This is a genomic window from Blastopirellula sp. SH421, assembly GCF_057808535.1.
In genome coordinates, this window is the sequence record NZ_CM173712.1 from 1,541,547 (window position 1) to 1,554,044 (window position 12,498).

The 12,498-nt window shown below is 55.0% G+C and carries 11 protein-coding genes and 1 pseudogene; 7 read left to right on the forward strand and 5 right to left on the reverse strand.

Features of this window, described 5'->3' with window-relative positions; all coding sequences use genetic code 11:
* The first annotated feature begins 3 nt into the window (after positions 1-3).
* From SH421x_RS06355 to SH421x_RS06370, 4 genes and pseudogenes are all read left to right on the forward strand, one after another.
* Positions 4-264 (forward strand): hypothetical protein, encoded by a 261-nt coding sequence (locus SH421x_RS06355; protein WP_488854575.1) that lies wholly within the window; start codon positions 4-6, stop codon positions 262-264.
* 314 nt (positions 265-578) lie between these two features.
* Positions 579-1,358 carry a hypothetical protein gene (locus SH421x_RS06360; protein WP_488854576.1) on the forward strand — a complete coding sequence of 260 codons (780 nt, stop codon included), beginning with the start codon at positions 579-581 and terminating at the stop codon, positions 1,356-1,358.
* A 314-nt stretch (positions 1,359-1,672) separates the two neighbouring features.
* A complete protein-coding gene (locus tag SH421x_RS06365; RefSeq protein ID WP_488851384.1) occupies positions 1,673-3,109 on the forward strand; it encodes an IS4 family transposase in 1,437 nt (478 codons plus the stop codon).
* 36 nt (positions 3,110-3,145) lie between these two features.
* Positions 3,146-3,505: pseudogene (locus SH421x_RS06370) on the forward strand (integrase core domain-containing protein); the annotation flags it as partial.
* Positions 3,506-3,910: 405 nt separating this feature from the next.
* Here SH421x_RS06370 and SH421x_RS06375 read toward each other — a convergent pair.
* The 3 genes from SH421x_RS06375 to SH421x_RS06385 form a co-directional block, all read right to left on the reverse strand.
* Positions 3,911-4,390, reverse strand: a complete 480-nt coding sequence (locus SH421x_RS06375; protein ID WP_488854577.1) for a hypothetical protein — start codon at positions 4,388-4,390, stop codon at positions 3,911-3,913.
* A 710-nt stretch (positions 4,391-5,100) separates the two neighbouring features.
* On the reverse strand, positions 5,101-5,712 hold the full coding sequence (locus tag SH421x_RS06380) for an REP-associated tyrosine transposase (protein ID WP_488854578.1): 612 nt from the start codon (positions 5,710-5,712) through the stop codon (positions 5,101-5,103).
* Between the two features lie 315 nt (positions 5,713-6,027).
* Positions 6,028-6,507 (reverse strand): hypothetical protein, encoded by a 480-nt coding sequence (locus SH421x_RS06385; RefSeq protein WP_488854577.1) that lies wholly within the window; start codon positions 6,505-6,507, stop codon positions 6,028-6,030.
* 908 nt (positions 6,508-7,415) lie between these two features.
* On the opposite strand from SH421x_RS06385, the gene SH421x_RS06390 reads away from it, so the two are divergent.
* A complete protein-coding gene (locus SH421x_RS06390) occupies positions 7,416-9,065 on the forward strand; it encodes an AAA family ATPase (protein WP_488854579.1) in 1,650 nt (549 codons plus the stop codon).
* 89 nt (positions 9,066-9,154) lie between these two features.
* On the opposite strand, the gene SH421x_RS06395 is transcribed toward SH421x_RS06390, so the two are convergent.
* Positions 9,155-10,633, reverse strand: a complete 1,479-nt coding sequence (locus SH421x_RS06395) for a sulfatase family protein (protein WP_488854580.1) — start codon at positions 10,631-10,633, stop codon at positions 9,155-9,157.
* A gap of 127 nt (positions 10,634-10,760) precedes the next feature.
* On the opposite strand from SH421x_RS06395, the gene SH421x_RS06400 reads away from it, so the two are divergent.
* Positions 10,761-11,234 (forward strand): nucleoside deaminase, encoded by a 474-nt coding sequence (locus SH421x_RS06400; RefSeq protein ID WP_488854581.1) that lies wholly within the window; start codon positions 10,761-10,763, stop codon positions 11,232-11,234.
* Here the strand turns inward: SH421x_RS06400 and queF are convergent.
* Complete coding sequence (queF, locus tag SH421x_RS06405; protein ID WP_488854582.1) at positions 11,231-11,620, reverse strand: preQ(1) synthase; 390 nt, start codon at positions 11,618-11,620, stop codon at positions 11,231-11,233. The two genes, SH421x_RS06400 and queF, sit on opposite strands and share 4 nt — an antisense overlap.
* 92 nt (positions 11,621-11,712) lie before the next feature.
* On the opposite strand from queF, the gene SH421x_RS06410 reads away from it, so the two are divergent.
* Positions 11,713-12,399, forward strand: coding sequence for a 7-carboxy-7-deazaguanine synthase QueE (locus SH421x_RS06410; RefSeq protein ID WP_488854583.1), 687 nt, complete (start codon positions 11,713-11,715; stop codon positions 12,397-12,399).
* Positions 12,400-12,498: the final 99 nt, after the last annotated feature.

The window sequence follows — 12,498 nt, forward strand, 5'->3', positions numbered from 1 at the left end:
GCTGTGCTTCTCACATTTTTAATCGCCGCCGGCGTCTTCGCCATCGCGTTGTCCGGCATGGCGATCGGCGTCATTCTCAGCAACCGCAGCATCAAGGGAAGCTGCGGGGGGCTGAACAACTTCCGCGACTCGGCCGGCAACTCCATCTGCGAAGCCTGCACCACCCCGTCGCCAGAATGCTCAGGCCAAGCCCACCGTCACAAAACCGGCGACCACTGCGATTCACATCCCGAAACGACGCCTGAAGAGCCGGCTCACTCGTAGACGCTTGGCGCCTGCTGCGTCTTAAGGGGACGGGGGTCGTTGTCACATGACTGCGTCTTTCGAGGACGCCCGCATGCACGCAGCGTATAGTTGCGTAGGCTGGGTTACGCCTATCGTCTAACCCAGCCTACGAAACTATTAAATTGCCGACCCGCCGAATTATCGGCGTGTGATTTCGGGCAATTTTCGACATTTTATTGACAACTGCGCACGCAATCCAACAAGGGCGACCAACGGAAGTCCCGGAATTCGAGGAGCCAATCCCCGATCGTACTTTGGATTACTCGCGCCTGAATCAATAGCTGCTGAAAGGCATGGAGGTGATCTTGGCTATATATGTTGAGAATTTCATTGGATATTGGCTATTGTGCGTACTTACTGCTACTTTCACTTCAGTCGCTTCTGGTGATGAGCTACAAAATCGTGAGGCGGTTATTAAGCGCCTCAACAGAAACGGAATTCTTGTCTATGAAATGATGGGGAAGGCCAAGGCTCGCACCCAACCTGACTTTCGATGGCGATCTGAAATCTCGGCCGATAGTTTTTCTGATCTCGCGTTGATCGGCCCTCTCCATAGCCTGTCAATTCGACGTGATTCAGGCTATCGCTCCGGGGATTTTGACTTCTTGGCGTCGCTTCCCGGAGTCGAACGGCTCGAAATCGCCCCACATTTTGATCTAGATTGCGACAAGCTCACGTCGTCGATTAGCCGCTGCCGTGGCTTGAAGGTGCTTCGCCTATTTGCTCCTCACATTCGACCAAGTGACATCTTGAATTTACGCGAGGCCAAAGAGCTACAAGCGATCAATCTATCTGGAGTTGACATTACTCCCGAGCTAATCGAGGAACTCTCTCGCCTCCCTTCCCGCATCACCGATCTTCGCCTAACGACGATACATACAGAGCAACAGACGTTTGACGCATTTTTTGAATTGATGGCGATGACTGGATTGAAATGCTTGGAAATCGATGGCTCTCTCTTATCCACGGAAGAAAAACTACGCATGCAAACGTCGCTAAAAGGCTGTGATATTCGATTTTCACAAGACGATTGGCGCGACGTATTTGCACCCGATTCCCCTGAGTCAAGGTAGCGCTGGTGCCATGCTCTTACCGCGTCTTCGCGAGAAGAGCATGTCTTCAAACCGGGCCCAATCCAACAATTAGACGATACCAATCAAAGCATGCTCTTTCGGTGAAGACACCGTAAGAGCATGGCACGAATGGCACAGTCATTTGAGGTCGAATTTTATTCGGCGCAAAATCCGTCTATCTGCAAGTCGAGTTTTTCGATTAAAATTCTCGACGCAGGACGATTGATCTTGCTGTGAAACCCTCCCAGGTCTCACACTTTAAAGCCCTCCCCGGTCGTTTGGCGCTTACCAGTGAGACCAGGGAGGGTTTTCTCATGGCATCTTGGTCGAATCACGCCGCTGGAGGCAACTTCAGTTTCGCGCAGGCGGTTGCTGGATTCCTGATCGCATCGGGAATCCCTTTTGTCGACATCTTGAGTGAGGAACGGATCGCTCGGGTTTTCGCCAAACACCAGCGACTCTTTGGACGCTCCTACACCACCGCAATCGTGCTGTGGACGTTTATGAGCCAAGTCCTTCGCGACGGCAAGGAAGCTTCCTGCCAGAGTGCGGTCGCTCGAATCAGCAGCTACCTTCACGGAAATAATGGTGGCGATGTCGCCCCGGACACGCGCGACTATTGCCGCGCTAGAGCGAAGCTTTCCGAAAATGCCCTGCACGAATTGACCACCGAGATCGCCGTCGAAACGGAGCGACTAGTTCAGCCAGAGCACCTGTGGAAAGGTCGACATGCCAAGCTCGTCGATGGGTCAACCTTCCTGATGCCCGACACGCCGAAGAACCAGGCCGCTTATCCCCAGAATCCCGCCCAACAACCGGGCATCGGTTTTCCGATCGCTAGGTTTGTGGTCGTGATCTCATTGGCGACCGCCTGCGTGGTCGATTGTGCGATCACCAGGTACATGGGCAAGGAGACCGGAGAGACGGCGCTGCTGCGGCAACTGATCGGCTGCTTTGTCAAAGGCGATGTGGCGGTGGCTGATCGGTTCTATGGCAACTACTGGATGATTGTGTTGCTAATGCAAGCGGAGGTGGATGTTTGCTTTCGCAAACATCATGGTCGGCACACCGACTTCCGTCGCGGTCGTCGACTTGGTAAACACGATCATGTGGTCCGCTGGGATCGTCCGAACCGACCGACGTGGATGAGCAAGGAAATGTATGACTTGATGCCCCGGTCGATTGAGCTGCGAGAGATTCGTTATGTCATCGCCAAGCCGGGGCGAAAACAAGAGCCGTTCATCATCGTCACGACCCTCACCCAGGCCGACGGCGAAGACTCGGTGCAGCACGAGGATCTCGCAGAGTTATTTGGCTTTCGGTGGAATGCGGAATTGGATATTCGGAGCATCAAGACGCACCTGAACATGAATCATCTTCGCTGTAAAAGTCCAGAGATGGTTCGCAAAGAGTTCTGGGTGACCATGCTGGCGTACAACGCGATCCGGACGACGACGCTTGGGAGTGCGTGGATCTGCGGCAGGCGACCACGAGAGGTGAGCTTCGTCAGTTGCTGCCAGTTCGTATTAGCGGCCTGGGATGTGATCGGCTCCATGACAGGCATCGAACATCGGTCTTACTGCCTCAGTCGATTAGAACAGATCGGAAAGTGCATCGTGGGACAGCGTCCAGGCCGCATCGAACCGCGAGTGCGAAAGAAACGCGGCAGCAACTACAAGCTAATGGTGCAACCTCGCCAAGAACTGCGCGAGCGACTCGCTGTCGGCGACAACTCCTTTGAAACAAGATAGTTACAACTATGACTGTGCCATTCGAGCATGGCACCCGGGCCAGAGTTCATCTCCAGCGCGATCAAGAACTGGCTGGTGCTGATCGGCGTGGAGGTGTTGTACATCGAGCCTAGCTCACCTTGGCAAAACGGCTTGTGCGAAAGTTTTAATAGCCGCCTTCGTGATGAATACCTGCACCAGACCGACCTGCTGGGCGTGGAGGACGCCCGAATCAAAGCTCGGGCCTGGCGAGAGGACTTCAATAACAACCGTCCGCACAGTTCGCTGGGCTACCTGCAGCCTTCGGAGTTCGCGCGCCTCTGTGCTGCTTCCACTTCAGTCGCTGCGCTCCTTCCGTTCCAGCAGCACAGCGTCCCTTTTGAATCGTTACCTGTTTCCCAACCCAATCTTTCATAACGCCTGGTACAGAAAAAAGGGGCAGCCCAGAGTGACATCGCCAGCAATGTGCGAGCGAGTCTGGCGGAATTGTAAATTCGAGCCTCCTCGAAATAGTTCCATAGCGGGACGCTTATCGCCATCAATTCGATTGAATGTCGCTCGCCGTCACCACGCCAAAACATCACTTTGAAACGTCAGCCGATGTGCGCCTCGCAGGACCAATTTCCACATCTAGGCATAAAACAAAGCCCTAAAAATGCTCATCGCGTTCCCTAAGTCGGCCAAGAAACGCCTCCCGGCAGACTCACCCGTTCTCAGCATCGCGCCGTGATCACTACGTGGGGTCGAATCCTCATTCGACGAGGATCCTCCGGTGGAATTCAGGCAACCGTTGAGGTGAAAAGGATAGGAAGGACGGTTGCATTAATTGGATTCCAAGGCTTTTAGCCAGTCATCGAAGCTCATAAATTCTTCCCATTCGCCTGCTTCATCGCGGATCAGTTCTTGCGTCCATTGGCCTATTCCTTGATCCGTGCGAGTCAACATAAATACCAGCGTTTCCCCAGGAATGTCAGCAGCGAGTTTGTGTTCACTCAGTCGCTTGCCGCAGCAGAACAAAAGTGAAAAGAGGTGGATGTAAACAGACTCGCCATGATTCACGGAAATCGATAGATCGCCCACCAATACGAGCTGGAGCGGTGGACAGAGGTCGATTTGAACCATCGCACCGACGCCGCTATGTCTAGCGTTGTCTTCATCGTCGATGAAGACCTCATCTATTTTGAATCGGCGTTCAAGATGTTTTGCCAGGCTATCGCAAACCAGCTGAAATAGCTGAGTCCATTCCTCATCTGTGCGAGTGTTCCCAAACGAGTTGTCCCAAAGCTTTTCGATTTCATTCACAGTCCGGTCCTGAATTGTTCGGATAGGGATGGATTTTGTGCATCGAACCGGAGCTCCCATTTGGGAACTGAATTTCAACGTAACGCTCCGTTCCGGTCCACCTAGAAGGAGCCGTTCCGTTCCACCTTTCCGGGTTGACGTTTTTGCCCTTATAAGCGGTGATAACGCTGTTCTTTACGCCATCTTCGGTGATAACCGTATGTCCAACGCCACTAATCTCTTTGTAATAGACATCAACTGGACGTCCGGTACTATAGGTTCCTGTAAAGACTCGATCCGGGTTGTTAAGCCCGGTGCCATGCTCTTACCGCGTCTTCGCGGAAAGAGCATGTCTTACGCCCTGCAAAAAAAACATCACACCAAATATTTTAGATAGCGTCCCGCTCTTCCAAGCTTAATATTGCGAACATGGAGCCGCACCAAAAAATCTAAAGCGTGATTAATAAGGGGACGCGGGTCGCTATCGCGACACAGACGCCATCACCAGTGCTTTGCGTGGCCATGATGGAGGCGGGCAATTCAGCCGTCGCCCTCAATTCCTCAATTCTCCAAATCGTACTCATTTCTACATCCTAACTCTTTGAAGCGGTCGGGATTAGACCTTACTTGCATGCCCATTCATGGCCACGCAAGGCCGTGGCCGTAGCGGCGGGGTGGCACTGACCAACCGCCTTTTTTCGTGTGCCACTGGCCTTTTTCAGCCAGTGTCTTCACTCCGAGTGTGGCAATTGCACTCCAGAGTTATCGAACAGTTCCGGCGGCGGAAAAGATAAGTTCGGCAGGCGAGGATCAACGATCCCGTCCAGGTAAAACCGAGCACTCGACCATTTCCAATCGACGGCACGTTGGCAGAGCCCGCGTCGGACGGGGTTCTCATGAATGTAGTCGATGGCCGCTTCGATCACCGCGGGCTGAAAGAGGTTGCGGTCATAACCAGATCCTTCCTGCCAAAAGCGAAAACAACGTTTCCCCGGCCGCTCTTGGATGGTCAGCTCATCCAGTAATCGTGAACGAGCGTCAACGAGCATCGTCTTGATTTGGCAAGATGTCGGCTGCTTGATTTTCTGCAACAGCCGGCTGATGCTGGCCTCGGCGATCACAGGCAACACCAACAGGTGAACATGCTCCGGCATAAAAACCATCGCGATCAATTGGCAGGACTCTGCTCGACAGGCGTCGTCAATCGATCGAGCCAAGATGGTTCGGCAAGCATCATTAGTCAGCAGTGGTCGACGACGATAGGTAGAAAAGGTCAACGCATGAAAATGCCCTGGAACATGAAAATGCTTGACTCGCTTTCGCTGCGGCGCTTGGTCGTCCATAAATAGGAAGATAAAATAACCAAGCAGCCGAGTCGAAAAAAATGGGATTGGATTCTGTTGCTTTCTTTCACTGCGAAGCAGGAGGAAGAAAGAGAAGACACTGGCTGAAAGGGGCCAGTGGCACGCGAAAAATGGGCTGTTCGTCTGTGCCACCCCGCCGTTCCCTAAGTCGGCCAAGAAACGCCTCCCGGCAGACTCACCCGTTCTCAGCATCGCGCCGTGATCACTACGTGGGGTCGAATCCTCATTCGAGGAGGATCCTCCGGTGGAATTCAGGCAACCGTTAAGGTGAAAAGGATAGGAAGGACGGTTGCATTAATTGGATTCCAAGGCTTTTAGCCAGTCATCGAAGCTCATAAATTCTTCCCATTCGCCTGCTTCATCGCGGATCAGTTCTTGCGTCCATTGGCCTATTCCTTGATCCGTGCGAGTCAACATAAATACCAGCGTTTCCCCAGGAATGTCAGCAGCGAGTTTGTGTTCACTCAGTCGCTTGCCGCAGCAGAACAAAAGTGAAAAGAGGTGGATGTAAACAGACTCGCCATGATTCACGGAAATCGATAGATCGCCCACCAATACGAGCTGGAGCGGTGGACAGAGGTCGATTTGAACCATCGCACCGACGCCGCTATGTCTAGCGTTGTCTTCATCGTCGATGAAGACCTCATCTATTTTGAATCGGCGTTCAAGATGTTTTGCCAGGCTATCGCAAACCAGCTGAAATAGCTGAGTCCATTCCTCATCTGTGCGAGTGTTCCCAAACGAGTTGTCCCAAAGCTTTTCGATTTCATTCACAGTCCGGTCCTGAATTGTTCGGATAGGGATGGATTTTGTGCATCGAACCGGAGCTCCCATTTGGGAACTGAATTTCAACGTAACGCTCCGTTCCGGTCCACCTAGAAGGAGCCGTTCCGTTCCACCTTTCCGGGTTGACGTTTTTGCCCTTATAAGCGGTGATAACGCTGTTCTTTACGCCATCTTCGGTGATAACCGTATGTCCAACGCCACTAATCTCTTTGTAATAGACATCAACTGGACGTCCGGTACTATAGGTTCCTGTAAAGACTCGATCCGGGTTGTTAAGCCCGGTGCCATGCTCTTACCGCGTCTTCGCGGAAAGAGCATGTCTTACGCCCTGCAAAAAAAACATCACACCAAATATTTTAGATAGCGTCCCGCTCTTCCAAGCTTAATATTGCGAACATGGAGCCGCACCAAAAAATCTAAAGCGTGATTAATAAGGGGACGCGGGTCGCTATCGCGACACAGACGCCATCACCAGTGCTTTGCGTGGCCATGATGGAGGCGGGCAATTCAGCCGTCGCCCTCAATTCCTCAATTCTCCAAATCGTACTCATTTCTACATCCTAACTCTTTGAAGCGGTTGGGATCAAACTATCCCTGCACGCCCATTCATGGCCACGCAAGGCCGTGGCCATGGCGCCGTTACCGCAGATTGCCCCGCAAAATCTCCCCCGCTTGAGGTTGACTTGCCGCTGCATTGCTGGTATAAATTTGTACAGGCGATCAGGCTTCGGCTTGGCTCTGCTGTTTAGCTTGTTTTGGGCGCCTGCGGGATTCGTGGGGGGCTATTTACGTGAGGCGTTTGGCTTGGGGATTGGGCTGAACGTCGGGGGTTGGTCATTGCCGGTGGGGCGGGACGTTTTCTGCTGCGCTGCGGTGAATGATCAGGGGGAATTGCCATGTCGATCGTTGTGAGTGCACCTGCTTCTAATCAGACTGGCCAGGTCGATTTGGGCGAGGCGTTTACGCCGCTGTTGGATTCGGATTTTGCGAATCCGCTGGTTTTGGATCGCGAAGCGGGGGCGTTGGGGGCTTTTGGCCGAGAAGCGGAACCGGCGGAGTTTGGCCAGCCGGAAAAACCTTGGGAAGGGCTAACCACCGCCCAACTGTTGGCTCGTCAAAAGCCGCGGGACTGGTTGTTGCCGGGGATCTTGTTGCGGCATCAGGCGGCGGTGATTTTGGGGCCCAGTAAGTGTATGAAGAGTTCGCTGGCGATTGATCTGTGTGCGGCGCTCGCCAGCGGGGGCAAGTTTTTGGGGCAGTTCGCGGCCGAGCGGGCGTTTCGCGTTGGCTATGTCGGCGGCGAAGAGGCCGAGCAGATGGTGACCGATTTGGCGCCGCGCTGGAGTGCAGCCTCAGGGGTCGATTTGTCGCAGCTCGATCGACTTGTCTGGGAGCTGAACATCACCGATCCCAGCGATCCGGCCCATTTGCAGCGGCTGACCGATTGGATCGAGCGGCACCGGTTAGAAGTTGTGCTGATCGATACGGCGGATCTCTTAAACATGACTCCGCGGGCCCAAGCCAAGCAGCAGCGCGAACTAATCCGTTGCTGCCTGCAAGCCGGCGCCACGCCGATTCTTTGTTGCCCTACCCGCAAGCAACTGCCGCCGCGGGCACTGACCGCCGCCGACTTGGCCAGCGCCGGCTGCGGCGCCGTAGCCCGGCAATGGCTTTTGGTCAATCGCCGGCAAGCGTTCAAACCGGGCACAGGGCGACACCAACTGTGGCTCACCCTGGGCGGCGGCGCCGGACAAAGCAACCTGTGGGGCGTCGATATTAATGAAGGCCCAACCAGCGATTTCACCGCCGATCTCGCCGGCGGCAAGTGGGAAGTGACCGTGCGCGACGTGCCGTCAATCGCCGAAGAAGTGGCTCAACAAGCGGCCAAATCGCAGCTGGAACATCTGCGGATGAAGCTGCGCGGCGTGATGTCGCAAATCGACCCAGCTCAGGCGACCAAGCTGAAGATCCGCGAGCAAAGCGGGATGAGCGGAACCAAGTTCGGCTTGGCCTGGGAATATATGGTCGACGCCGGCGAAATCCGACTCGCCAACAGCAATCCGCACCAGCCAAGGCGGGAGCCCCGCTATCGCTTGGTCAGTTTAGAGGAACTGAACGATCCCAACGCGCCCCAGTACGACCCGCTCGAAACCAGCTTCATCACCCTGACAACGGCCGAGCTGCTCGGCCGAGCCAAAAAAGAAATTCCGCCGAGTCCAGTCCAGCCAACCGACCCACTGGCTGACAAGTTGACCGGCCAACCCCGTCGCGAGCCCAGCGAAACAGCAAAAACCGCATCGCCCCAGGCTCAGCCCCAGCCGCCAGAAAAAATTTCCGACGAGAGTCCACCCGAAAAAATATCACTCTCGAGTCCACTCGAAAAAAGATCGCAGCCGAGTCCAGTCACCCCAGCGATCTCCGAACTTTCAATAGCCAAACTCAGCGCCGCCCTCGCCGAGCTGAAAAAAACAGAACCGCCGAGTCCAGTCCCTACTGGGCCCAAGTCAAGAAAACGCAGGGTGAAACCACGCAAACGGAGACGATGAATTGTGTTACTGCTGGGTGTCCAGTACTGAAGTGTTGGGGCCCGCCATGGCTTGTTGAGCGCTACCGCGATTCCGCACCGCGCCGGTGATTACTCTCGGGTGCGGCCTGTTTCGCGGATTACTTTCAGCCGGGCTTCCATTTCCTTCAGCTGGTCTGGCGAGGCTTTAGCCAGATTCTTGGTTTCACCGATATCTTGCGCCAGATTGTAGAGTTCGGCTTGGTTTTTACCGCGGGGTTCAATGTACTTCCAGTCACCGACGCGTAGTGAGAGTCGGCCTGCATGTTCGACCAGCTCGTCACGTCCTTGCGGCGATTTGCCCAGCAAAGCATCCATCACATCCAGACTGTCTGGGGCCGCTGCGGCCGGCAATGTTTGTCCTGTTAGTTGGGCCAAGGAAGTGAGGAAATCGATTTGACTGACAAGCGCTGCCGATTCGCCGGGCTTCACGACGCGGGGCCAACGGACGATGGTTGGGACGCGGGTTCCTCCTTCGTAGTGACTGTATTTGCCGCCGCGGAAAGGACCGGCCGCTTTGTGATCGCCGATCAGTTCGACCGCTTGATCTTTGTAGCCGTCGTCCAGCACCGGGCCATTGTCGCTGCTTAAGATAACAAGCGTATCGTTGGTCAACTGGTTTCGATCCAAAGCGTCCAGGATCTGACCGACGCACCAGTCAAACTGCAGGATTGCGTCACCGCGTGGTCCGTGGCCGCTTTTGCCGACAAAGCGGGGATGCGGAACGCGGGGGACGTGAATATCGTGCGTCGAGAAGAAGAGGAAAAACGGAGTTTCAGCGTTGTCATCGATAAACGCGACCGCTTTTTCGGTGATCGTGTCGGCCATCTCCTCGTCAACCCAGCGAGCCGCTTTGCCGCCGGTCATATAGCCGATGCGGCTGATGCCGTTGATGATCGTTTTGTCATGACCCGCCGAAAGTCCCATCTTGAGCAGTTCGGGATGCTCTTTCCCGGTCGGCTCGTTCCCTACCTTTTTCGAGTAGCTGACTTCGATCGGATCATTGGGATCAAGACCAACCACATGATGATTTTCGAGATAGACGCATGGTACGCGGTCGCCTGTGGCCGGGATCAGAAACGAATAATCGAAGCCCACTTCCAGCGGCCCCGGAGCAACTTTGCCGTTCCAGTCGACATTGCCTGTTCCTAGCCCAAGATGCCATTTACCAACGACGGCGGTCTTGTAGCCGGCCTTGTGCAGCATCGAAGGGAGCGTGACCTCGTCGGTAGGAATAATCAGCGCGGCGTTGCCCGGCAAAATGCCAGTTCCCTTTTGCCGCCAAGCGTAGCGACCTGTCAGCAGCGAATAGCGAGAAGGAGTGCAGGTCGCCGATCCGCAGTGCCCGTCAGTAAATTGCAAGCCTTCTTGGGCGAGCCGATCGACATTGGGAGTCGAAAAGCTGTTGGCGCCGTAACCGCTGAAATCTCCATAGCCGATGTCATCCGCATAGATGAGTACAATGTTTTTTGGCTTTTCGGCATGCACAGCGCTGGAGCAGAAAGATCCCAGCAGCAGCGCTGTCAGCGCCAGGTTTCGCAAATTTTGCATAGAGCTCTCAACTAGCGTTCTAAGGCGTCGGCAGAGAAAATATCGCTATCGCCCCCACTCGGGCGTCTCTACTATTGTAATCAACAGAAGTTGCGTATTTCTTCCAATCTTATCACGAAAACAGCCCATGATATCGCCTGCGGAATTGATGCAGTTGGCCATCGAGAAGGCCAAGCAGGGGATCGCCGCCGGGCAATCGCCGTTTGGGTGTGCGATTGCCGTGGATGGAGAAGTCGTCGCGGTTTCGCACAATCTGGTGCTGAAAACGGTGGACGTGACTGCGCATGCCGAGGTCACCGCACTACGCGTCGCTTGCCAAAAAGTAGGGCAAGTCTTATTGCCGAATGCGGTGGTCGCGACCACGTGCGAGCCTTGCCCGATGTGCGCCGCCGCGCTGCATTGGGCGCGCGTGGCCGAGGTCCATTATGGAGCAACCATCGAAGACGCAGCCGAAGCCGGTTTTAACGAGTTGCGGATGTCCGCACGCTTGCTTTTCGAGCAGGGGGGAAGCTCGACGCGGCTGATTAGCGACGTCGAGCGGGCGGCTTGCCGAGATTTATTTGCCCTGTGGAAGTCGGGAGACTCGCCGATCGCCTACTAGGCGTCGTCGTCTTCGTCATCCTCTTCTGGCATTTCGGCGTAATGCTCGACAGTGACATTGGTGCTGATTCCGCCGCGCGGCGTGAATTTCGCTTCTAAGTGCATCCAACGGGGCTCGAGCACGGCGACCAGGTCGTCCAGGATCCGGTTGGTGACGTTTTCGTAGAAGATTCCCTCGTTGCGGAACGCCTGAAGATACATCTTCAAGCTTTTCAGCTCGACGCACTTCGCTTCGGGAATATAGTTAAAAATCAGCGTTCCAAAGTCAGGCTGGCCCGTTTTGGGGCAGACCGACGTAAATTCGGGGCAGAGGATCTCGACGTTGTAATCGCGGTCGGGGTTCTGATTTTCGAAAGTTTCTAGAATATCGCGAAACTGAGTCGCCATTTGCGCGTCACTCCTACACGGTAAACTGGTATTTTGGCTTAACCGGCCCGCCACGAAAAGCGGGGCCCACACCTAAACCGCAGACCAAACGCTTGCGCATCGCTGAAATTTATCGATCGCTCCAGGGTGAAGGCGCATTGACCGGCGTCACCAGCACTTTTGTGCGCGCCTCAGGCTGCAATCTGCGCTGTTGGTTTTGCGATACGCCGCACGCATCCTGGCAGCCAGAAGGGGAGGATCTGTCGGTCGCCGAGATCTTGGGACGCATCACGCTGCTGGAATGCGATCACGTGGTGTTGACCGGCGGCGAGCCGATGTTGTTTGCCGAGATGATACCGCTGTGCGAGGGGATCCACGCCGCAGGACGCCATATCACGATCGAAACGGCCGGTACCCTGTATCTACCGCTGGCCTGCGATTTGATGTCGATCAGTCCCAAGATGTCGAACTCGGCGCCGCCGCTAGACGATCATCCACGCTGGCATCGCCGGCATGAGCAAACGCGAAACGCGCCAGAGGTGATCCGGCAATTAATCGACGAGCACGCTTATCAGTTCAAGTTTGTGATCGACCGTCTGGCCGACGCCGAAGAGGTGCTGCGGTATCTCGATCGCTATCCCCAGATCGATCGCGCCAATGTCTTTATGATGCCGCAAGGGACCGCAGCGAGTGAGCTAGAAGCGATACGAGTTTGGCTACAGCCGTGGTGCGATCAGCAGCAGTTGCAATATTGCCCGCGGCGTCAGATCGAATGGTTTGGGGCGCTGCGCGGAACGTAGCTCAGGTCTTGGCCCAATGATGTTCGGCGCTCGACTTGCTGGGTGCCATGGCCACGGCCTTGCGTGGCCATGAATGCGGCATCCAACCTGTTACGGCCG

Excerpts from the sequence above, each read along its gene's own strand:
- SH421x_RS06360 (WP_488854576.1), top strand. The coding sequence starts at position 579 with ATGGAGGTGATCTTGGCTATATATGTTGAGAATTTCATTGGATATTGG.
- SH421x_RS06365 (WP_488851384.1), top strand. The coding sequence starts at position 1,673 with ATGGCATCTTGGTCGAATCACGCCGCTGGAGGCAACTTCAGTTTCGCG.
- SH421x_RS06380 (WP_488854578.1), bottom strand. The coding sequence starts at position 5,712 with ATGGACGACCAAGCGCCGCAGCGAAAGCGAGTCAAGCATTTTCATGTT.
- SH421x_RS06390 (WP_488854579.1), top strand. The coding sequence starts at position 7,416 with ATGTCGATCGTTGTGAGTGCACCTGCTTCTAATCAGACTGGCCAGGTC.
- SH421x_RS06395 (WP_488854580.1), bottom strand. The coding sequence starts at position 10,633 with ATGCAAAATTTGCGAAACCTGGCGCTGACAGCGCTGCTGCTGGGATCT.
- SH421x_RS06400 (WP_488854581.1), top strand. The coding sequence starts at position 10,761 with ATGATATCGCCTGCGGAATTGATGCAGTTGGCCATCGAGAAGGCCAAG.
- queF (WP_488854582.1), bottom strand. The coding sequence starts at position 11,620 with ATGGCGACTCAGTTTCGCGATATTCTAGAAACTTTCGAAAATCAGAAC.